At 36.5% G+C, this 22,068-nt stretch carries 19 protein-coding genes and 1 other RNA gene; 11 read left to right on the top strand and 9 right to left on the bottom strand.

The genetic code is table 11. The features are described 5' to 3' along the window. Window positions 1-440 precede the first annotated feature (440 nt). Window positions 441-1,112 (top strand): TIGR00730 family Rossman fold protein, encoded by a 672-nt coding sequence (locus PK943_02805; protein ID HRN78142.1) that lies wholly within the window; start codon window positions 441-443, stop codon window positions 1,110-1,112. Between the two features lie 33 nt (window positions 1,113-1,145). On the opposite strand, the gene PK943_02800 is transcribed toward PK943_02805, so the two are convergent. The 4 genes from PK943_02800 to PK943_02785 all read right to left on the bottom strand — a co-directional run bounded on the left by PK943_02800 (window position 1,146) and on the right by PK943_02785 (window position 5,372). Next, the gene (locus PK943_02800; GenBank protein HRN78141.1) at window positions 1,146-1,733 is read right to left on the bottom strand and encodes a hypothetical protein; all 588 of its coding nucleotides are present in this window, start codon (window positions 1,731-1,733) and stop codon (window positions 1,146-1,148) included. Between the two features lie 47 nt (window positions 1,734-1,780). Further along, a complete protein-coding gene (locus PK943_02795) occupies window positions 1,781-2,383 on the bottom strand; it encodes a hypothetical protein (protein ID HRN78140.1) in 603 nt (200 codons plus the stop codon). 2 nt (window positions 2,384-2,385) lie between these two features. Continuing rightward, complete coding sequence (locus PK943_02790; GenBank protein HRN78139.1) at window positions 2,386-3,741, bottom strand: sodium:solute symporter family protein; 1,356 nt, start codon at window positions 3,739-3,741, stop codon at window positions 2,386-2,388. A 158-nt stretch (window positions 3,742-3,899) separates the two neighbouring features. Continuing rightward, window positions 3,900-5,372: a hypothetical protein gene (locus PK943_02785; protein HRN78138.1), complete on the bottom strand. Its 1,473-nt coding sequence runs from the start codon at window positions 5,370-5,372 to the stop codon at window positions 3,900-3,902. Between the two features lie 77 nt (window positions 5,373-5,449). Between PK943_02785 and PK943_02780 the strand changes: the two genes are divergently transcribed. From PK943_02780 to PK943_02770, 3 genes are read left to right on the top strand one after another with little or no spacing between them, the layout of a single operon-like run. Next, window positions 5,450-6,106 carry a hypothetical protein gene (locus PK943_02780; protein ID HRN78137.1) on the top strand — a complete coding sequence of 219 codons (657 nt, stop codon included), beginning with the start codon at window positions 5,450-5,452 and terminating at the stop codon, window positions 6,104-6,106. A 21-nt stretch (window positions 6,107-6,127) separates the two neighbouring features. Beyond that, window positions 6,128-6,817: a polyprenyl diphosphate synthase gene (uppS, locus tag PK943_02775; protein HRN78136.1), complete on the top strand. Its 690-nt coding sequence runs from the start codon at window positions 6,128-6,130 to the stop codon at window positions 6,815-6,817. Continuing rightward, a complete protein-coding gene (locus PK943_02770; protein HRN78135.1) occupies window positions 6,818-7,825 on the top strand; it encodes an NAD(P)H-dependent glycerol-3-phosphate dehydrogenase in 1,008 nt (335 codons plus the stop codon). 434 nt (window positions 7,826-8,259) lie between these two features. Here the strand turns inward: PK943_02770 and PK943_02765 are convergent, their stop codons facing one another. The 4 genes from PK943_02765 to rnpB form a co-directional block, all read right to left on the bottom strand. Beyond that, window positions 8,260-8,973, bottom strand: a complete 714-nt coding sequence (locus PK943_02765) for a hypothetical protein (protein ID HRN78134.1) — start codon at window positions 8,971-8,973, stop codon at window positions 8,260-8,262. A gap of 44 nt (window positions 8,974-9,017) precedes the next feature. Next, on the bottom strand, window positions 9,018-9,752 hold the full coding sequence (locus tag PK943_02760) for a DUF2608 domain-containing protein (GenBank protein ID HRN78133.1): 735 nt from the start codon (window positions 9,750-9,752) through the stop codon (window positions 9,018-9,020). 78 nt (window positions 9,753-9,830) lie between these two features. After that, window positions 9,831-10,526: a PASTA domain-containing protein gene (locus PK943_02755; protein ID HRN78132.1), complete on the bottom strand. Its 696-nt coding sequence runs from the start codon at window positions 10,524-10,526 to the stop codon at window positions 9,831-9,833. 41 nt (window positions 10,527-10,567) lie between these two features. After that, window positions 10,568-10,909, bottom strand: an RNA gene (gene rnpB, locus PK943_02750) — RNase P RNA component class A. Between the two features lie 644 nt (window positions 10,910-11,553). Here rnpB and PK943_02745 point away from each other — a divergent pair. The 7 genes from PK943_02745 to PK943_02715 all read left to right on the top strand — a co-directional run bounded on the left by PK943_02745 (window position 11,554) and on the right by PK943_02715 (window position 20,905). Then, the gene (locus PK943_02745) at window positions 11,554-11,916 is read left to right on the top strand and encodes a hypothetical protein (protein ID HRN78131.1); all 363 of its coding nucleotides are present in this window, start codon (window positions 11,554-11,556) and stop codon (window positions 11,914-11,916) included. Window positions 11,917-11,998: 82 nt separating this feature from the next. After that, window positions 11,999-13,888: a transglycosylase domain-containing protein gene (locus PK943_02740; protein ID HRN78130.1), complete on the top strand. Its 1,890-nt coding sequence runs from the start codon at window positions 11,999-12,001 to the stop codon at window positions 13,886-13,888. Next, the gene (locus tag PK943_02735; protein ID HRN78129.1) at window positions 13,881-15,230 is read left to right on the top strand and encodes a hypothetical protein; all 1,350 of its coding nucleotides are present in this window, start codon (window positions 13,881-13,883) and stop codon (window positions 15,228-15,230) included. Before PK943_02740 ends, PK943_02735 begins: the two co-directional genes overlap by 8 nt. Before the next feature lie 310 nt (window positions 15,231-15,540). Next, entirely contained in the window at window positions 15,541-17,400 is a 1,860-nt protein-coding gene (locus PK943_02730) for an ATP-binding protein (protein ID HRN78128.1), read from the top strand. Window positions 17,401-17,434: 34 nt separating this feature from the next. Beyond that, on the top strand, window positions 17,435-19,300 hold the full coding sequence (locus PK943_02725; protein HRN78127.1) for a toxin C-terminal domain-containing protein: 1,866 nt from the start codon (window positions 17,435-17,437) through the stop codon (window positions 19,298-19,300). Between the two features lie 39 nt (window positions 19,301-19,339). Further along, window positions 19,340-19,825 carry a hypothetical protein gene (locus tag PK943_02720; GenBank protein ID HRN78126.1) on the top strand — a complete coding sequence of 162 codons (486 nt, stop codon included), beginning with the start codon at window positions 19,340-19,342 and terminating at the stop codon, window positions 19,823-19,825. Between the two features lie 33 nt (window positions 19,826-19,858). Next, complete coding sequence (locus PK943_02715) at window positions 19,859-20,905, top strand: AAA family ATPase (protein HRN78125.1); 1,047 nt, start codon at window positions 19,859-19,861, stop codon at window positions 20,903-20,905. Window positions 20,906-21,085: 180 nt separating this feature from the next. Here PK943_02715 and PK943_02710 read toward each other — a convergent pair whose 3' ends face one another. Beyond that, the gene (locus PK943_02710) at window positions 21,086-22,066 is read right to left on the bottom strand and encodes a UDP-N-acetylglucosamine--N-acetylmuramyl-(pentapeptide) pyrophosphoryl-undecaprenol N-acetylglucosamine transferase (protein ID HRN78124.1); all 981 of its coding nucleotides are present in this window, start codon (window positions 22,064-22,066) and stop codon (window positions 21,086-21,088) included. Window positions 22,067-22,068 lie beyond the last annotated feature (2 nt).

Genomic DNA, 22,068 nt, shown 5'->3' with positions numbered 1-22,068 from the left:
CTGGGTAGATGCTTCAGAATTAGCACCAAACACAGGTATACTCAGGGTAGATCCCAGAAGGATTATATACCGTATATGTGTCAGTGACAGGTTCAGTATATCCCTAAATTTCACACCAAATCCTTTTCTATTAATAATTAATCTACTTAGAAGTATAACAAATAATTTCCCTAATTTTTAGAGGGTTTTGGCTTTACAGGTATCCCTTCATGATTAATAGTACCAAAACTTTAGAAAAAATTTCAATATGTAATGTTTTTTATGATAAATGGCTATACAATTGTCTATCCATGCCATATAAATGGCCAGCGGGTGTTTCAGGTAGAAATTATTAATATCGGGCGAGGGGTGGGTTATTTTAAGGGTATTTTAGGGTTATTATACTAAAGTCTTTTCTGATATACCTGAAATGGTGCACTATAGTAAAAAAGGGGATGGCTATGAAGTGGTTTTGGTTGATAGAATGGGCATGTATCCCATTTAAGGGGCGCTGGTATAATCCAATGGATTGGTGGCAGATTCTCAAGGCAACGTATTACGTATCGCGCTTAAAAGACCCTATTGTTACTATATTTGGTGGTGTGGGTGCTTATGAGGAAGGTAAGTACACTCAGTGGGCATACAGCATTGCCCAGAAATGTGTAGAAAACGATATGTCTGTTATTACTGGTGGTGGTCCTGGTATTATGGCCGCTGCAAATTGTGGCGCATATGATAAAGCGAAGGAACTTGGTATTTCACGATTGGTTTCGCTTGGCATCGGGGTATACGATGTGGATCCAAATTACAAAAATTTATGTGCTCCTGTGGTTTTATTGCCGTATTTTTTTATGCGTAAGTGGTTTTTGAATAATTATGCGTCTGGGTTTATTGTTATGCCCGGTGGTATTGGAACGGCAGAGGAGTTATTTGAAATTTTAAATTGTATGAAGACCGGAAAAATGAAATCAGCACCCATAGTACTAGTGGGTAAAAATTATTGGCACCATTTAATAGGATGGTATAACCATGCAGTTGAATATGAATTAATTAAAAAACAATTTATTGATTTATTTATAGTGACTGATGATATAGATGAAGCAATTAACTTGCTTATTAAATATTGTCGTTAATAAAAAAGCCCGATATACATCGGGCTTTCATAGTTAATTGAAGTTATTTTCAAGTTCATCTATATATGCAACAATTGCATCAAGATTTTCTATGTCTTTTAATACAGGCTCATTACCATACCAATAGAACTTTACATTGTGCCAGGCACAATATGCACAAAACGCGCCTAAGTAGGTGGTGGTTTTTGGGTAGAATACATGACTAGTATCCCACAAATAATGGCGTGTCATATACGGTGGAAACCTTGTCCAATCTTTCTCGCTTACCTTCCAGCTCTCCACGGTAACAAAAGGATTTACAGGGCTTAATGTAATTAATGCAACTATGCCTTGTGCAATTGCTTTTGGTAGGGCCAAGGTTTGAGAATTATCAATTGTTTGTGAAAGTTCTGCAACTTTGAACCCATGGAGTACTCGTGCATATGTTTTGAGCTCTACTAACATTTGTTGGGTAATGTCTTCTTTATTGAGTTCACAAATATTTTTAAATCCTTGTGCATCATAATAGGCAATAGTATTCATCAGTTGCGCTTGCATGGTTGCTTTTTGTTGAGCATACGCTGAGGTACTCATTAAAAAACCGAGCGCCATATAAATGGCCATTTTTTTTATATGTAACATATTTAATTCCTTAATAAAAAAGCCCGATAAGCATCGGGCTTTCATAGTTAATTGAAGTTATTTTCGAGTTCGTCTATATATGCAACAATTGCATCAAGATTTTCTATATCTTTTAATACAGGTTCATTACCATACCAATAGAATTTTGCATTGTGCCAGGCGCAATATGCACACAATACACCGATAAATGTAGAAGTTTTGGGATGCATTAAATGTGCAAATGACCAAGTTATCGATGGTTTATCTCCCATGTATACATTAGCTTGAATTTGCATATCTTGAAATTGGGTAGGCATTGTTTGAAAAACTGATACTTTTTTATATTCAACAGGAATTAATGTATACAATGCAACTAATCCCTGCACAATTGCTTTTGGTAGAGCCAAGGTTTGAGAATTATCAATTGTTTGTGAAAGTTCTGCAACTTTGAACCCATGGAGTATTCGTGCATATGTTTTGAGCTCCACTAACATTTGTTGAGTAATGTCTTCTTTATTGAGTTCGCAAATATTTTTAAATCCTTGTGCATCATAATAGGCAATAGTATTCATCAGTTGTGCTTGCATGGTTGCCTTTTGTTGAGCATACGCTGAGGTACTAATTAAAAAACCGAGCGCCATATAAATAGCTATTTTTTTTGTATGTAACATATTTAATTCCTATTGTTATTTGGTATATAACTTCCTAAAACATATCCTACTAGTGATAATCCAAGTGTGAGTAATTCTTTTGGTAAAAATGGTATCCATATTCTAAAACCAATAAAACCGATGAGTCCCCCTACAATTGCACCAATTGCAGCTGAACGCTTCACATTGTCGGTAAAGTAAGATACTACCAATGGCACAAATAAACAACTGACCATTAGCTCATAACTACTGATAATTAAACCGATAATATTTTGTGATACAAAGTATGATGCGCACAATGTGCCGATTCCAACTACTAATGTAATATATTTTGAGCGTCGCAATGCAGTAGATCCCATGAATGAAAGGTCAAAATCTTGCGCAATGTTAGACCCTATTGCACATAAAAGTGAGTCTGCGGTGGAAGTAATTGCAGCGATAATACCGCACACGGCAAATACCATTACTATATCGTTGGTAAATGTTTCAAGCACCGGAATGAGAGGACTTGTACCTTCTGGAATAATAATTTCCATGATATTTGCTTTCATCCCAAAATAGATTGGAATGAGCGCAAATAGAATAAGGCAAACAGCAGCGCCAAATGCTGATAGTGTTGCAATGCGCGGGGTGCGTGCAGCAAAAAATCGTTGTGCTAAATCTTGTTCGATGAGGGAGAAGAAAATGGGCATAAGTAGCGTAGCGGCAATTTCTTGCATGTTAAAATTTGCAGCAGCAAATTGTTGCTGCCCGTTAAACATGGTAAACAAACTACTCGGTTCAATAAAAATGCTATACAAGAAAAGGCCACTGAATATGATGATGATAAAAATAACTTGTGCTATATCAGTAACGACGACCGCCTTCAGCCCACCAAGCATCGTATATATAATAGTGAATAACCAAAAGGCAACTAATAATGGTTCATTTGCAAATCCTAGACTTGCAAGTAATGCACGTGAGGCGATAACCTGACTTATTAAAATACCACTAAATGTAATGATAGAAAGAAGCGAAGCAAACTTTTTCAGTCCTGGTGATTTATACTTAGTTTCAAATAATTCTGCAGTAGTTGCCACATTGAGCGAGCGTAATTTTGCAGCAAAACCAAGTGCTAATAATATAAGACCAAAGCACATGCCCAAGGTGTACATTAAGCCGTACAAACCAATGGTATATGCTTGTTGTGTAGTGCCTAGCAGCATCCCGCTACCCAGTTGTGTTGCTACCAGTGTAAACATAACTGAAGCAATCCCTAAATTACGACCGGCTAAAAAATAATCATTGGTGGTATATATTTTTTGAGAAGTAGCAATACCCAAAATAGCATACATAATACCAAGGCCAATAAAGACAGAAAAAAATAGAATCGGATTCATGATCATCCTTAAAATAATACAATTAGAAAGGGAATAATATACCAAACAGATTAGAAGTGAGTTGGGTATAGATGCAAGAAGGACTTAGTCCCTCGATAGATCAGAATACGACGTAATAGAGAAATAAATTGATATTGTATCTTCATAATATAACTATATTAATGGGCAAGTTCTGGTGTGTCAACAGGGTATTGGTGCATATATCTATCAATAGCTCTTTTTAACATGGGACGTAATGTAGCCCTAATTGTTTCATCTGAATGATGGTGTTGTTGTAAGATTTCAATAAATGCAGGCATATCACGAATAATTTTTTTGATATTCTTTTCTTGTAGAATGGTATCTGCATGATGCAGTAATGTTTGCGTACATATCACGGGTAAATGTTGCAAGGTAACTGGTAGTAATTGTTTGATTTTTTCCGCTGATGCTGATGTTGCACTGGGGTAGCGTTTTCTTATTGATACGCCATTATCAATCAAAAAGTCTTCTTGGTAATCCTTCAAAAGTTCTATGAAAGAATTTATTTCATACTGATGCATAGTTGGCCATGTTACATATTCGCTGTAAAGAAGTTTCTTTGCAATGGGTAAACATTGTTGCATTTTAGCTAGTTTTTCAGCGACTGGTGCAGTATGAGTTATGGATTTTTTTAAGCGACGTCTCATGATAGCAAGCATTATTTGCTTAAGTGACAAAGATGGTGCAAGAAAATCGCGTGGTACTTCAAATGTATATATTTGTGATGCAGGCTCTAGTTCTTGATTATTGATGTGTATTACAAAATTACCCTGCGGTGTATATGCACAGGCAAGAACTTGGTAATGTTCACAGAAAGAGATTGAGATATGCGGATGGATATGGGTTGCATGTGCTATAAATATTGTGGTATCAGACGCATTGGTAACTTGTTCTATGGATGAAAATATGCATGCTATAGTTTTTTTACTGGGGCCTACTAAAGCATATTGTTCTTTAATACTACGATTGGTACAGGTATAATTAAATTCTTCACAACCCGCCATTTCTATATACGTATCTTTTCCTGCTATAGTCAGGTGATTATCATCGGGATCTATGTGCAATGCACAGCGTTGTTGTTGATCAAGAATTTTTTTTAAATAGTTGGTGTCATAATGTATAGAACTATCTTGTAAGCAATTGAATGCAGTAACTTGTGTGTCTACTAGGTGGTTTATCAGTGCATTTTTTATTTTTTCTTCATTACCATAATTAAACATATAAGCGGGGAATGTCATGTCGCATGCAACGTCAAAATCATGGTCGTGTAATAATTGCCACATATGTGTTGGAAATGAATCTGCTATCAACTCGGCATCGCGTGCATTAATTGGTTCACGCTTAGCTATACAAGCAAGCGCTTTAACTGCTAAAAAGAGACAATCATGTTGTGGGCAGCGCTCTATAATGGTACGTAGTAGATCAGTCGGTGCCGTATGAAGTCGATCTTTTATAGAAGGGGAATCGGATTGATTGAGTGTGGCGTTCAAGCATTGCTCTTTTAATGGAGAGGGTTCTTTTGGTTTTTCTGAGGATTGAATAGTTACTGTTATTCCTAAACATATACCTAGAAAATAGATCTTTTTCATTGGTTTTTTACCGCGCTTCATGGTGATTGATTTTCTATTTTTTCTTCCTATGATACACTAAATAGGTGTATAAAAAAATTCATACTTTGGGTAGGGTTATGGTAAAAAAATATATTATGCTTTCAAAAGCACTCTTTTTTGTTTCCCTGGTCAAACTGTCTCATCTTATTAATTTCAGCTGGGTTGTTGGTTCGCAGATGGCGCTTTTTTCTGCTGCTAATATTATGGTGCCTCTGAGTGGTGTTTTTGGGGGTATTTTGGGTAGCTCGGGATTATTTATTCTTGGTATTTTGCTACGCCTAGTATTTTTTGGTAGTTTGACTGCAAAATTGCTTGCTTTTCATATACCAGGGTTTTTTGCAGCATTATATTGGTCAACAAGACATTGGAGCATTCGCTTAATTATTCCCATTAGTTGCATGATTTTGTTTGTAATGCATCCAGAAGGCTATGCCGCATATGCGTACGCAATGTATTGGCTAATTCCAGTTATTTTGTATTTTGCTCGTACTCAACATGTATTCTTTGAAGCATTGGGCAGCACATTTGTAGCACATGCAGTTGGATCGGTTATTTGGATGTATACGGTGCCAATGTCTGCTGCTACGTGGCTAGCATTAATACCAATTGTTGCTTTTGAGCGATTATTGTTTGCAAGTGGCATGGTACTTGCATATAAAATGATACACGCCGTGACTGCACTAACAAAACAAAAAATTTATGCACGCGGAGCGTCTCATATCACACTGCAATAAATAACACAATAAAGAGGGCGCATGATACAACATCTAGCATGCATTATGGATGGCAATCGCCGATGGGCAAAAAAAAAGGGATGGTTACCATGGCATGGGCACCGCGAAGGCGTGCAAGCCGCAAAACGTGTGATGCAGTTTTGTCTTGAAAAACAAATCTCTCATTTATCATTGTATACGTTCTCTACAGAAAATCTTAAACGATCAGATATAGAAAAGAAATTTCTATTTACTACGCTTGTGCAAGAAGCACACCAAGAGTTACCTTTATTGAAAGAAAAAGGTATTAGAGTTCAGTTTATTGGAGACCGTACGTTGTTTCCAGAAGCCGTTATTCCTATGTGCAATCAAGTAGAGCAAGAAACTGCTGAAGGCAAAAACTTAACCGTACATTTATTATTTTTTTATGGTGCACGCCAAGAAATTATTGGTGGTGTCAAGAAAATAATCAGTAATATCAAGAATGGATTAATTTCTGAAGATGACATTACCTCAGAATATTTTAGTAAACAGTTATGGACATCAGAAATACCAGAGCCTGATATTATTGTGCGTACCGGTGGCATGCATCGCTTAAGTAATTTTTTATTATATCAAGCGGCATATAGTGAGTTATTTTTTCTCGATTGTTTATGGCCAGATGTGCAGAGTGAGCATTTGGAACAAGCGGTTTCTTTTTTCAACAATAGTCAACGAAACTTTGGTGTATAAATGATACATGAAACAGTATGTGTGCTTGGAGCTGGTTCCTGGGGAACAGCAATTGCAACTTTATTAGCAGAAAATGGATATGTAGTTAATCTGTGGTGTTATGAGCCTGAGGTCGCGGATGATATTACACGAACACGTTTTAACAAAAAATATTTACCTGATATAAAACTTGATCCCAACATACAAGCAACTACCGACTTGGCACAAGCTACGTGCAACGTACGTTTTGTATTTGAAGCAACTCCCGTTGCGTACGTACGTGAAGTTTTACAGAAAATACAATCATGTTATACACCTGAACAAGTATGGGTGGTATTAAGTAAGGGTATTGAACAGCATTCATTATTATTACCAACACAAATACTAGATGATGTATTTGGTAATGCGGTGCAAAAAGCAGTTTTTTCTGGCCCAAGCTTTGCCAAAGAAGTTGCACAAAAAGAAATTACTGCGGTCACCGTGGCAGCAACTGATTGTAAATTAGCAGAAACAATACAACAGATGTTGGCAAATACATATTTCAGGCCATATGTTGCTCTGGATATGATTGGTGTACAAGTTGGTGGTGCGCTCAAAAATGTGATCACCATAGGTATTGGATTACTTGATGGTGCAGGATACACCGATAATACCAAAGCTTTTTTATTGACCAAAGGCCTGCAAGAAATTAAACAACTAGCTACGGTGCTGGGCGGTAATCCAGATACACTTGACGGTTTATCTGGTATTGGAGATTTAGTGTTGACTGCTATGGGTAAATCGAGCAGAAATTTAGAATTTGGACGTAAGATAGGTAGTGGCATGTCTCGCGAACAAGCGCTTGCATCATTAGGTCATGTTGCTGAAGGTGCCAATACGGTGCAGTCAGTTTTCCAATTGATGGAAAAACATAATTTAGATTTGGTAATTTGCCGCAATGTGTATCAAGTATTATTTGAGAATAAATCTATTAATGCGATGCTTGATGAGTTAATGGCGCAGCCACTTGAAATGGAATGTGAGGGGTAGTACTCCCCGTACTGAGGGCAAACTAATTTGATTTTTATTCCCTGCTTTTTTTTTCTTTTCAACATATTTTTTCTTTAAAGGTTTGCCCTATCCGGGCGGGACCAGATCTTTTGCTTGTACAAAAGATCTGGACTAAAATACACAAACAGCTTGTTTGATCCTTCTCCTGCGCAAACGCACGACACTCAGGCCTACGGCCGAGGTCTACGATGCGCTACCAGATTTTTATTTTAATAAAAAGTCTTCTATCCGAGCACCTTGATGCGAAGCCGCGAAGCGGATGAGTCAGCAGAATTGTGTGAGAATTAGGCAATCCAACAGCATGTTGGTGCCTTTGTATCAAATATATTGGGCAAGCAATATATTTGCCCGGCGCGGGGAGCGCAGAACTTTCAAATTAAAATAAAAAATATGCCAAGAAATATCGAAATAAATTATAATATCCCCATCGTGATTAAATCTTCCCGCAACTGCTCAGGATTTTTAAACACAATACCAATCATGCCTGCTTGTTGCGCTGCCACAACATTCTCTTCTTTATCATCAACAAATATAATTTTTTTCCCATCGCCATATGTTGTTAAATACTTTTGATAGTATGCGCTGTTTGGTTTGCGTATGTCTGGGGTGTTATTATAATCGACCGTGAATGTGTTGGTGATTAAATCAAAAATATCAGGGTATTTTTTTTTGAGTGGCTCTAGAAATGCCGTACCAATATTTGATGCAATATCAATGATGTACCCTAAGTTTTTTAATGTACGCATAATTTGGATAGTACCAACAATAGGTTCTTGCGCATTGGAAATATCCAGTATTGTTTGGGCAAGGCCATCATATCCATATTCTTTAACGAGTGCGTAGTATTGTTCGCCGGATCCATCATCAAATAAAAATTTAATCGCATGGAATGTCAATTGGGGCAAGTGCCAAAGGCCTTTTAAAATATTGTGCGGTAAATTTCGGTTGAATTCTGGTAATAAATTTGAGGTGCGTAAAGCATTAATTACCCGATTTTTGCTTGGTTCTACAATGACTTTGTGTAAGTCGAATGCGAACTTAGTGTTTTTTGGTGTATACGATTGCGGATGAGTAGTTGATATCAGAAATATACTGAGTATAATGTGCAGGTATTTTTTTATAATCATACGGTTATCTCCTTTTGTTTGTAAAAGAGTAACACGTTGATTACTTACAATACAAGTTGTGCAAGTTGTTGATTCAATTGTAATGGATGTTTAAATTGTATACCAATTACCTGTACACCATATTTTTTACCGGCAGATTCAGCCGCTTGTATATTTTGTAATTTATCATCAATAAATATGATGGCGTGATTGTTGTAACCCTGTTTGCGTAGTACATCAAAATATTTTTTAAAGTACAGGCCACCAGGAACTATTTTATGTGGTTCGCCTGCAGAATACTGTACGCTTTGTTTGTATGTCATCAATTTAAATATATGATTAAAACGACCATTATGTTCTAATTTTTGTAAAAATGTATTACCAATGTCAGAAAGCATGTGCTGTTTATAGCCTTTTGCATGCAGTTGATTGATAATATTAACGGTGCCGGCAATAGGTGTTTGATCATTAGAAATTTTTTCTATAGCGCGCGAAAGTTTTTTGTATTTGTAGTGTTGCAGTAATGCAGCGTATTCTTCTCCCGTACCACGACGTTTGGCAATAGCACGAATTTCTTTACGTAATTTGCCATTACCAAGGATACCAATTCCCGAGAATAAACCACCCAATTGCTTGATGACGCGGTGCTTTTTAGGCTGTGCGATCACATGGTGGAAGTCCCAGGCAATAATGGTATTGCTCGGATTGAGCTTTTTTATAACTGAATTAGGTGTTATAAAGCCGAGTGATAAGAATAAAGGTATAAGTAATGTATACCTGCGTGACAGGTGAAAAACCATAGAATAACCCCCATTTTGACCTATATCCATTTATTACCAGTTTAAAGGAAGGGGGATATATCGTCAAAAGGTAGAAAGTTACACCTGCAATTGTACATGCAAAGGTTTTTCTGGATCTAACATGATGAGTGATCCTGCTTGAGGGCGTTGATTGATAACCACGCATTCAGAACAGGTATGGTTTTTTAGTGTATATTGATGTAATACTTGTATTGACACTTGGTACGAAGATAAAAATGATTGAACTTCTGATACGGTGCATCCATAAAAGTCTGGCCAGATAATTGGTTTTTGTAATGGAGCTGCAATATAAGCAACCAATGATTCATGTTCTAATGATTGGCCAGCAATCGGATATTGTGCAAAGCAAGTGTCGAGTGGATATGTACTGGGCAGTACATAATATCGACAATTTATACCGGATTTTTTTGTTAAGGTTTTTATATCATCGATTGATTGGTGTAACAAGTTTGGTACGGTGTGTGTCGGTGGTTGTTTTGATAATAGTACAAATACTGACTGATGTGGCTTGATCAATTGACCAGCTGCAGGAGTTTGACTGAGTACGGTTCCTGGCGGTAAATCTGCATCTTCTTTTTCGCTTAAAATACGTATATTTAAATTATTATGTGAGAGTACCGTGATTGCATAGTGGATTGAGTTACCTACCAAAGAAGGAGTAGTAATTTGTGGTTGATGCAGCGCAACCTGTATACCTATATATCCGCTAATGAATAGTAGAAATGGGAGTGTCCAAAGATAATTTTTAATCATGTTAGTTCTTTTTCTTAATAATGCATCAATAGATTAAAAAAAGCCCAAGGCATTCAATAAGCCGGATTCTGTCGTGAGCAACCATTTATCTAAGCGGCATACCCGCATGCTCAAGTGGGAACAAACTGACCCATCGCACGCCTATTTTGCCTTGCTCCAGGTAGGGTTTACCCCTTGGGTACATTGCTGTACTCAATCGTGCGCTCTTACCGCACGTTTTCACCCTTACCACCTTTTTTACAAGATGGCGGTTATTTTCTGTGGCACTGTCCATGAACTTACGCTCTCCTACGTTGATGTTAGTCTTCGCAGGTACCTTGTTTGTTAGGAGTCCGGACTTTCCTCTTGCAGGGGGACTACAAGCGATTGCTTAGCTTACCTTGGGCTGGAAATATCAAAGAAAGACACCATATTACTCCTATATTAGCAATAATCTTGGTGGTTGTATACTCGGCTTGCCAGTTGATATCTGCTAAAAACCATTCAATACCAATAATATTAAGTCCTAGGCATATGGTATACAAAACAAGTGGATAAAGCCGGGATTTATACAATAAAGTTTGTAGCGCTATGCTGGCCCAGGTAATAGGTATTATGAAGAGTAGTGAGGCTCCAACGTAGTCATAAAATATAAAAGATTCAAGTATAAGAAACAATGCGGTTAATAATAATCGTACAAAATTAACTGGTTGAAACAATTGTATCACATATAACGCAAGTACGCATTGAGCATATGAATGTGCAAAAAGGGTAAATGCGCTTAGATCTAGGAAAAAGAGCAATAAAAGTAGAAGGATAAAAATATGTGGCGTATTAATCATTGGGTTAACTTTTATAATTGTATGAGGAATCAGTTCTATTTTTTTGTTGATTGTATCTACATAATTAAGTATATTCAAGAGCAACTTGTTGAAAAAAATAAAAAGGTTTGTATTGTCGACAAAAATGATGGCGCGTTAATATTTGAAACAAGTACAGATGAATTAAGTAAGTAAAACTAACTATAATAAGTGTAAGGAGTTTTTTCATGAAAGCACGTTATTTATTAAGCATGTTAATGCTAGTAAGTGTTGCCGGTTCTGTAGTTGCAATGGAAACAGGTGCAGAAACAGTTGATACAAAAGAATGCACAAAATCATGTCGTGTTTCATCTTGTGTAAAATCGTTATTCTCAGATACATTAAGCATGATTACCGATTTGCCAAGTGATTTGTTTACAGGCGATAAAGCACTTTTCCGTCATCCACATAATTTTGCTACAAATGTTTGGAGCCACAGAAAAGCAATCGCAAGCACACTTGCAGTTGTGTATGTTGTACAACACCTTGATGATCTCAAAGCTGCTCTTGGCTTTGGTGGTGATGAAGAAAGTGACGAAGACGAATTATAAGTTATTTCCGTCATTTCTCTGATAGAAAATAATTGTAAGGAGCCGTGTAAAACGGCTCCTTTTTTGTTATCATAGCAGTACTATGATCGCAAAAATTATTCGCTTTATTTTTTTAATGTCATTTTTTGGTAGTGCATGTTGCTTGGGTGCTCTTTTTTTTATACTCAATCATCAATGGATAGATTTGAGTGCATTGGAACATTATGATCCAGGTTCACCATCTATTGTGCTTGATGATGCAGGCAATGAGTTCATGCGTTTTCAGTTTGATCGGCGTAAACCAATTGCACTTAGCCAAATGCCATCACATTTGATTAATGCATTTATTGCTGCAGAAGATTGGGATTTTTTTAATCATTACGGTATCTCATACAAAGGTATCATTCGCTCGTCATTGGTTAATCTATATCATGGCAAAATTGTCCAGGGTGCAAGTACTATTACGCAACAGTTGGTTAAATTGTTATTTTTTGATGCCAACAAAACATTTTCAAGAAAGCTCAAAGAACAATTGTGTTCCGTGCTGGTAGAACGGCAGTTTACTAAACAACAAATTTTAGAAACGTACTTGAATCATATCTACTTTGGTTGTGGTATTTATGGTGTAGAAGCTGCATGCCAACGTTTTTGGAACAAATCAGCTGCAGATATTTCGGTTGACCAAGCAGCAATGCTCGCAGCAATCGTGCGTTCTCCGGGCAGATATTGTCCATTACTCTGTCCACTTTCTGGCTTGCAAAGACGTAATGTAGTACTCAATTCTATGTATAAACTAAAATTAATTGATAAAGATATCTATGAACAAGCATGTGCAGCACCATTGAGCTTGCATGAACAAGAATCTAATGCGTGTGCACCACATATCAAAGAAATGTTGCGGGTCTTTTTAGAAAATTTGGTAGGAAAAGAAGCTTTATATAGAGATGGATTGATTATACAGACGACAATTAATAGTAAGATGCAGCACTATGCAGAAGCATCATTCAAACAACAACATGCTCGCATGAGTGAATCCTTAGCTCCCGACATTGAAGGCGCGCTCATTACCATTGATGTGCACACGGGCGGTATAAAAGCATTGGTTGGTGGATCAGATTTTAATACATCACAATTTAATCGTGCTATGCAGGCACGGCGCCAGATTGGTTCTATCATCAAACCATTACTATATGCGCAGGCATTGCAAGAAGGCTTTTCATTTGCAGATACAGAGATTGATGAACCACTGGTATTAGCGCAAGGTACTTCAGAATGGCGCCCAAGAAACTGGGATCTTAAATTCCGTGGCCCGATTACACTTGCGTATGCATTATCATATTCAAATAATATTGTCTCTATTAAAACATTATTAAAAATTGGTGTAGATAAATTAATTGATCTTGCCAAAAAATGTCATATACAAGGGCCATTTCATCCGTATCCATCTTTGGCATTAGGTGCATTGGACGTTACGCCATATGAGGCAGTGGGTATGTTCAATGTTTTTGCCAACGATGGAGTTTATGTACAGCCTCATTATATTCAATGGATTAAAGACAAATGGGGTACAAAAATTTGGAAACATGAAGCAGTAGTAGAGCGAGTCTTGCCAACTGATGTAACTGGCAAGGTTGCAAAAGTGTTACAACTTGGGTTAAAGCGCGTACATAAACATTTCCGGTCTACGTGGATTGATACGCAAGCAATTAGTAAAACAGGTACTACTAATGATGCGCGTACATGCTGGTTTGTTGCATCTACGCCTGAATATACTACTGCAGTGTATGTTGGGTATGATGATAATCGTGCTATGGGTAACCAGGTATATCCATTGCGTACGGCATTTCCCATTTGGCTGCATACCCAAAATAAAATAAAGTCAGTGCGTACTACATTTGCGTATGATCCATCGCTCCAAGAAGTTACCGTAAATCAATTTAATGGTATGTTGGCGCATGCGCGGCAGCAAGATGCAATTTCTATTTATGTATAAAAAATCTTTAATACTTCTTTCCGTTCTTTTATATGCTTTACCATTTTTCTATCCATATTATGTATGGTGGTTAGTTTTTTTATTTCCCGTGCCATTGTTTTACCTTGCACTACACAAAAAACTTACTTGTTTTGATGGCTATCTATGGGGTGTCGCATCATTCGCTTTGCATTTGGCTGGTGTGGTACTTGGTATGGCCAACATGGCACAAGGTCAACTTATAGTGCGTATGTTGCCTGGTATTGCATTAATTTTGTACGAAGGATTGTATGGTGGTGTGTGGTTTTGGTGCATGGGATTTATGCAACAAATATTGGGAATCAAACAACAATCTATAGCGTTATTATGTGTGTGGACGTTAGGTCTTTGGGTTTATATATATGTAATTGATCAATATTGTTTATGGATTTTCCATCGGCCAGAAGGGTACTTTCTTATGCATCCCTTGTTGCCATTGGTAGTGCATCCACACATACTCAGATTATTACCATTGGTTGGTAAGCATATATTAACCTGGTTGTGGTGTTGTGTGCCCGCTTCTTTGACTGCTGTATTGATCTGGAAAAATAAATTATCATATGTGGTTTTTCTGATAAGTCTCATTCCTTGGATAGCTAGTTATTATATGCCAATAAATAGGTTAGTGGTACCAATGTGGTTACCACGCATAGCATCACTGCCGTCGGTGTATCCAAAAGGATTACCAGATGCTGTTGCACAAACAGTGGCTGATGATTTTAAGCGAATTGTGTATACCAATAAGAAAATTGATATCATTATATTGCCGGAATCATCTTTTTATACAGATGCTGTTTTTACACAAGTAGGTAGTTTAAAGCAGTGGTCACCGTATCATATTGGCAAGCCTCTACATATCCTGGTTGGTTCATTCGGATGGTGTGATTCTGCATATCATAATTGTATGTATTATGTTGCTGATGGTATGGTACAAACACGGTTCGCAAAAAAACATACGATGCCGGTGACTGAGTGCATACCCAACTGGTTGAGCATGCCATGGTTACATACGTTGTATTTTTCACACATGCCACCTATTGTTGCCTCAGATAATATCCGGCCATGCATACAGATTGATGCTAATGTGCGGTTGGTTCCCTACATTTGTTCAGAGCTATTTTTCCAAGAGTGGCCAGATGATGTATATACGGATGTGCCAATTCTTTCATTAACTAATGACCGTTGGTGTGGCTTGTGTTATGTACAAGATTTATTGTATTTAGCAGCACGTTTTAAGGCTATACAATGGCAACGCGATGTATTGTATGTTTCATACACGTATGCACGGTGGTGTGATAGATATGGGAGTGAAGTTGCCTTTTAAAAATGGTATTATTTTGAAAAAAATACCATTTTTGACTTTATGTGAACCGATCAATTTTTGTTGCACTGGCATGCCCTACAGGGAAGCTGTTGCACAAATTTTTACAAAGTTTTCTTATTGAATATTTTTACGTGTTGCGTTTTATCATTTTTGGGTAAAACGCAACACTTTTTTTCTATGTGAAATGTTGCATTTTTCTACATAAACCTCATATATAATTTTACATTTTTCTTGAACTTTTGTTTAAAATACGTACTATCGAACATTAGTAACAGTTATTCTAAGTATACTTTTTTGTTAGGGGTATCGCATGAAAGCCATGCAAAAATTCTATGCACTTTTCTTAGTGCCAGTTATTGTCACATCATGTTCTTATACTATGGATCGCGAAGCCTTGAAACGATCCGGGGTTGCTCTGTCAAAATTTATAAACATATTCCATGATTACCAACATAAAGAATCAGAAATGCCACATGAAACAATGTATGTTTTTGAAGATGAAGAATCATCGAGTGAAGAAGACTGGTTAGATCAACGAGTAGATAGAGTTTTTTCATCATTAGAAGATCCATATGAATCGGTTTCAGGAAGTTCTATTCGAGAGTTAGAGCAAGTTTTACGTGGTGCACCACAAGAGGCGTTGGATATTCTTGAAACTTTTTTAAATCCTCGGGGTGAAATTGATAGAGCCGCGTTATTGGTTGGAGAACCAGGAGTAGGTAAAACAACCCTTGCAAAATCAATGGCGTATCTAGCTCATAAATTAAAAGGCTGGACATTAGTGTTTTATAGTAGTACGGATTTTGGTAGCAGTAATGACCAACGTAATTCCTCTGGCAATAGGCTGCGTGAAACATTAGAAGCTATAGTAGCTCGGAATAAAAAGGCCATAGTAATTTTGGATGAGATTGATAAGATACTGGAAAATCACAATAGTACACATCATGATACCGGTTATATGGCTACTGGGTTGTGGGCATTTTTAGATCGTCAAAGACATAAGGGTAATTTTTATCTTATTGGAACTGCAAATAGGGTAGATTCAATACCAGAACCATTCAAAGAACGGGTGTATGATACAACGATAGTTCTCCCTGAACCTACCCCTGAGATGCGCAGAAAGATATTTCGTGCCAAAATAGATGCACATCGATTTATTATTCTTGATCCTGTATGTGATAATATTTTTTTTGATGAATTTTTAGGACGTCTAGAAGGCTGGTCTGGTCGCCGTTTAGAAAAGATAATTAATAAAGCTGAAAAAATAGCACACAGACCTCACCGAGGAAGCAAAAAGCCTTCGCTCGTCAAGCAAGAACATTTTGAAGCAGCGCTATCTACACTCACTGAGGTTGGAGATAAAACTCTTAAAATTGGACATCAAAAAGAAAGCCAAGAAGAGATACAAAATAGAATGCATGAAGAAAATAAAGAGATGCATAAAGAAAATATAAAAATGCAAAAGAAGAACCAAGAGTTACAGGATCAACATTTTGCACAGAATGCTTACATACAAATCTCCCAATCAAAACAATCGAGTTTAGGCGGTAATGGTGGTCTATCTGTGGGTGTAGGAACTTTGGGGTTATCTGCCAACGTTTCTGCGGGTGGATCATATGCAAGTCAAAGTATTACACAAGATGGTATTGATGGAATAATACGAATGCTTACTAATAAGCAGAAGGTATTTATTTGTAACCAGTTTGAAGCTGACTTTAGAAAACAATGCAAGATAGTAAACGATAATATGGCTTCATTGATTACTAAAATTCGTGACCTTAAAAATAAGAATCTGAAAGAGCTTACTACTAATACAGCTACTCAACTGGCTACATTGAAAAATGAATTCAAAACAATTCAAAGTAAATTTAATGTGTCTAAAGCAAGCCTAGATATTAATGAGGTTTCAACGATAGCAGTTAGCAGCATTAGAATTCTCGCACAGAAAGTTTTAGATACTATTCCGAATGGGGACAGCATAAAACAAGCTGAAAAAGGCGAAAAAGTTAGACAATTTAAAAATAAAAAAATGGTTAGAAGTACTAATTTTGATGTTGATCTATCACAGGACTTATTGGATGGAAAGCTTCTTGATGATCTATCAAATGCTACGTCAGCACCCAAACTGCAACCACAAAAAACAAACAATTCTTGGTGTGTTATTTTGTAGCCGATTATAAAATTATTATATGGATGGTTTTATTATGAATATATTTTTAAAAAAACAATTACCGTTGTTATTGATTCTTTTTTTAGGCAATAGTATTGCTGCAATGAGCTATAATTCTACGTATGATGCAAAGTCTGATGCTACCATTAGAGTTATGGCCGATCATGCTATTTCTCAAGCAGCTACTACCTTCTCAGATACACATATACATAACAGAGAGGTGATTGATCATAGGTCTTATGAAGGATGGAATAATACAAGCACGAGTATGCGTATAGATACTGCTTCAACTCCGGTCATGAAACCGGAACATGTGGCTGATCATGCAGTTGATGCTCAGAAGGTGTATGAAAAATCACAAAGATTATTAGTACCAAAGTTCGAACATGTTGATGATCAACAATCAACCAAGTTACGATTAATACTTTCTACGGGGAGCAAGAGAAAGCTTGAAGATACAAGGCAAAACATTCGAAAGAAATCACCTGGTTTAGTCAAGAGATTTTTAGCTTCATGGGTTACGTTCGAGGTAGAACAAGAAGCAAAACAATATGCTGATTTAGATCTACAAGCAGATTCTTTAACCTCATCACGAACAACAGACCTGTTATTTGCCATAATGAGCGGAAAGTTAGAGGTAGCAGAAGCAGCGTTTCATAACCTTGTTCATAGGAAATTGAATCCTAATTCACCACGAACTATTGATTTTGATTATATCAAAGCAGCTCGAGATATTCTGGAATCGAGGCCTGACTACCAGCGTAAGGTGCAAGATCAGCAAGAACGTTTACATTATAATATGCATGTTCATGCATTAAAAGCATTGGACAAAAGTGCTAATCGTGCAGAGTTTGTACATAATTTAGGCAAAATAACAGATACCGTGTTAGATAATGCTTATGCATTAGATTATGACGTATCCTCAGAAGTTGATACGCAAATTAGTGATTCGCTGGATGTATTAGCACAGACAGACAATGCACATGAATTTGCGTTTCATCTTGCTACGGTTGACCATTTGGTTTGCCACACACAAAAAGAACTTCTGATTAAACAGGACTTATATCAACCGACAGCCGCAGAGCATACAGCAGAATTAGTGCTTCGTGCTGTTCAGAAATACTGGCAAAATCTTTCACCAACGGAAATGGAAGTGTCATTTGTATGTGATCTTGCCAAATATATATCGGATGTTACTATTGGGACGCAGTATCTTCCTGAACAAACAAGAAATCAACGTATACAACAGTTTTGGGATACGATTGACAAGATATCACTGGAAAACATCAAGCAGCTGACTGCAGAGGATTTTGTAGATGGTGCAATGTACGTTGCAGCACGTGTCACATGGTTTACCGGTATAGATAAAGCAATCAAGGTAACAAAAAACCTGAACAACATTAAACAGCTTGGACAATCAGCGGCATTGTTTGCAGGCCGTATGCTTGATAAATTGAATGTGGTAATCAGTGGTGCACCAGCTATGATTACCGCAGATGGGGTGGTAGTACAAACTGCTGCAGCAGAAACGGGTTATATTGCCGCGGTAGCATCATATTTTAAAGATAAGTTCTATGGGCCAGATAACGATCACATAAAAAGTACTGATCAGTTGCTTGAAAAAGAATCATTAATAAAAGATAGAAATCAAAAGATTAATGATTTTCAGCCATTAACAAATAAGCAAGCTCGGCAAAAAGCAAAGGAATTGGGATTTACAGAAGTTAAAAAACATCCCTGTGGTGATACGCGCAATAAACCTGTATTTTACAATGGTAAGGAGTATATAAGTCCTGATGCTGATGGACATAATGGTGGGCATTGGAAGATGTTTGATCGTCGTGGGAATATACAATATAGTATGGATAGAAATCTCGCAAAAAAAGTGAAAATTTATTGAGTAATTTTGCTTAAACAATGGTGAGCAACGGATAAATCAATGAAAAATATATCAATAAAAATGCTTAATACAAAACCTAATGATAAATGGCTTGTTGATCGTACTGAGGAAGGCATAATTATAAAAAGAAGACCAAAATCAGATTGGAAGAATCATGATTGGGCAACTGGTGAAATTAAAATTGATGGATATAGGCAGATTCTGCACATATCTCTCAAATGGTGGACTGTGGAAGATTATAAAGACCAGTGGCAAAAAGGTTTACAGCGTATTTATAATTATGATAAATCTTGTCTTATAAGTAATGTAGGTAATGTGAGTGGACGACCATCCATTGATTGGTGGTTACTATACAAAATAGGTGAAACTATTCATGTTCAAAATCGTTTTTTGTTTGCAGATGAATATCAAGAAATAGTTGGTAAAAATCAATTTACTCCAGAAACATGTTTTAATTACATTCCAGATCGACAAACGCACGAGGATGATGGAGAAGAAATTCCTGAGTTGATTATTAAATTTTAAATAAATTACAACATAGTTATGAAAGAAAGCAATATGAGTTACATGCAAAGATTATCAATGTTATTTTTTATAACAATTAGCGGCTTTTCCTATTCTGTTCAAGATAACTCAAGAAATAGTATCTATTGGTCTATTTTTAATATGCTTAATATATTTGGAAAGCAATCAAATAATCCTGAAAAAATGAATATTTATGATGATGTTTATTTTTTATCTAATAAATATTTTTTAGAGGCAGATTGGTTTGGAAGGCAAGTTTTTAAAGTTTTTTCTTGCTCAGAAAATCAAGATGATATAATTTATGGCAGTTCTTTGTCTGAATTAGATCAGGCATTGGAATTTGCACCACAGGAAGCAAAAGATTTGCTTGCAGATCTATTGAATTCTAGGTGCAAAGGTGAGCGAACAGCTTTGTTTATTGGTGACGCTACAGGTAAAACTACCTTGGCAAAAGGAATATCATATTTAGCGTATCATTTGGGCGGTTGGGGATTTATTGTTTATCATGGCTCTGATTTTGGTCGAAGTAATAATCAAGGATATTTGCCTATATATGGATTACGCGATGCTTTAGATGGGCATTGTAAAAGGGGGGAAAAAATAATAGTTATTATTGATGAAATAGATGTAGCTTTTGAATCAGGAAAGATGAACAAGTATGATATTGACTATGCAGATAATGTTTTGTCCTCTTTTTTAGATCATCAAAGATATAATAAAAATTTTTTTCTTATAGCAACAGCTAAAAATTTTACTAAGATTCCAAAATTATTCAGAAACAGAGCTATTGATAATTTAGTAATGCTTCCTGAGCTGAATAATCAAGCGATTAAAGATATATTAAAAATAAAATTAGATTGGTCTAAATCAATTATGGGTGTTTTAGTTTGTGATGATGATTACCTAAAACACCTTGCAGAGCGCATTAATAATTTTTCAATTAGGCGTGTTGATAAGTTATTGAACAAGGCGGAACAGATTGCCCGTAGGAGTAATCCACAGAGTGATGAGCCTGTGTGGATTAAAAAGGAACATTTTGAAGAGGCCTTATGTTGGATTAATCTATATTTAGACGTATAAATTTAATAAATCCTTTTAATTAATCTATTTTAGTATTAACATAATTCCTTTTTGGATATACCCCACTTGAAGATTCGAAAAATATTCGATATTTGCTGGTTATACGAAACGATCAGAGCTATATATGACCAGCAAAAAGCAAGCAATAGAAAAATTTATTGGTTTTTACTACAAAAGCTCTTATAACTGTTGCCACAGAATTTCTGGATTGTTTTCCACTTGATTTTGTTCAAACACCTTACATAACTTGGGATATTGTGCTGCAAGCGCATATGCATTATTCCGTTGATGTACTGTTGTTTTAGTTTCGAGTGGAATTACCATATGTGGTTTATTGAAAAATAATAATTCAAATAATGTTCCTGCTCCCGCGCGGGTGATCACTACATCTGCCGCCATGTAATAATCAGCTAAATTTTGTTGGTAACTAAATACCTGTGCAAGGATATTGTGTTGGGCATAGAATGTTTGCCAATCGGTGGCATCCTGTGCTCCAGTTTGGTGAATAACTTGATACACATGATCAGCATATTGTTCGACAAATTGCCGCATCAGATTATTCAAAAATAATGATCCCTGGGAACCACCCAAAATAAAATAGGTTTTTTTATCCGGATCTAACCCAATACGCAGACGTACTTCTTGTGGTGTTGTCTGGGTGTGTGTAAAACGTATAGGATAATCTCTGACTATGGATGATGGCAAATAGGTTTGTGCATCAGGAAAGCATACATATATAGTAGTTGCTAGTCGTGCCAATGCTTTAATAGCTTTACCTGGTACTACATTTAATTCAAATAACTCAATAGGGATACGTAGTAAAAACCCGGCGATGCACACAGGTATTGCCACTATACCACCAGTGCTAATAATTTTTGCTGGTTTATGTTTGGCAAGATAATATAAAGATTTAAAAAATGATGAGCATAGATACCACGCAATTAATGGGTACTGATACCATTTTGTATATTTCAAATTGCCGAGCGGAAGGGTGATATGATGGTCAGCCTGATTGCCAATTATTTGCATATCCAACGGTGCATCGGTTGAAAAAAAGAGTATTTCATGATCCGGGTATTGTTGTTGTGCAATGGTTAAACAAGGGATGATATGGCCGCCAGATTTACCTGCAGCAAAACAAATGGATTTTGATGATTTCATAG

The organism is Candidatus Dependentiae bacterium (genome assembly GCA_035445995.1).
Classification (GTDB): Bacteria; Babelota; Babeliae; order Babelales; family Vermiphilaceae; genus DAOMRS01.
The sequence above is the reverse complement of the archived record's forward strand: the minus strand, read 5'-3'. Positions and strand labels throughout refer to the sequence as shown.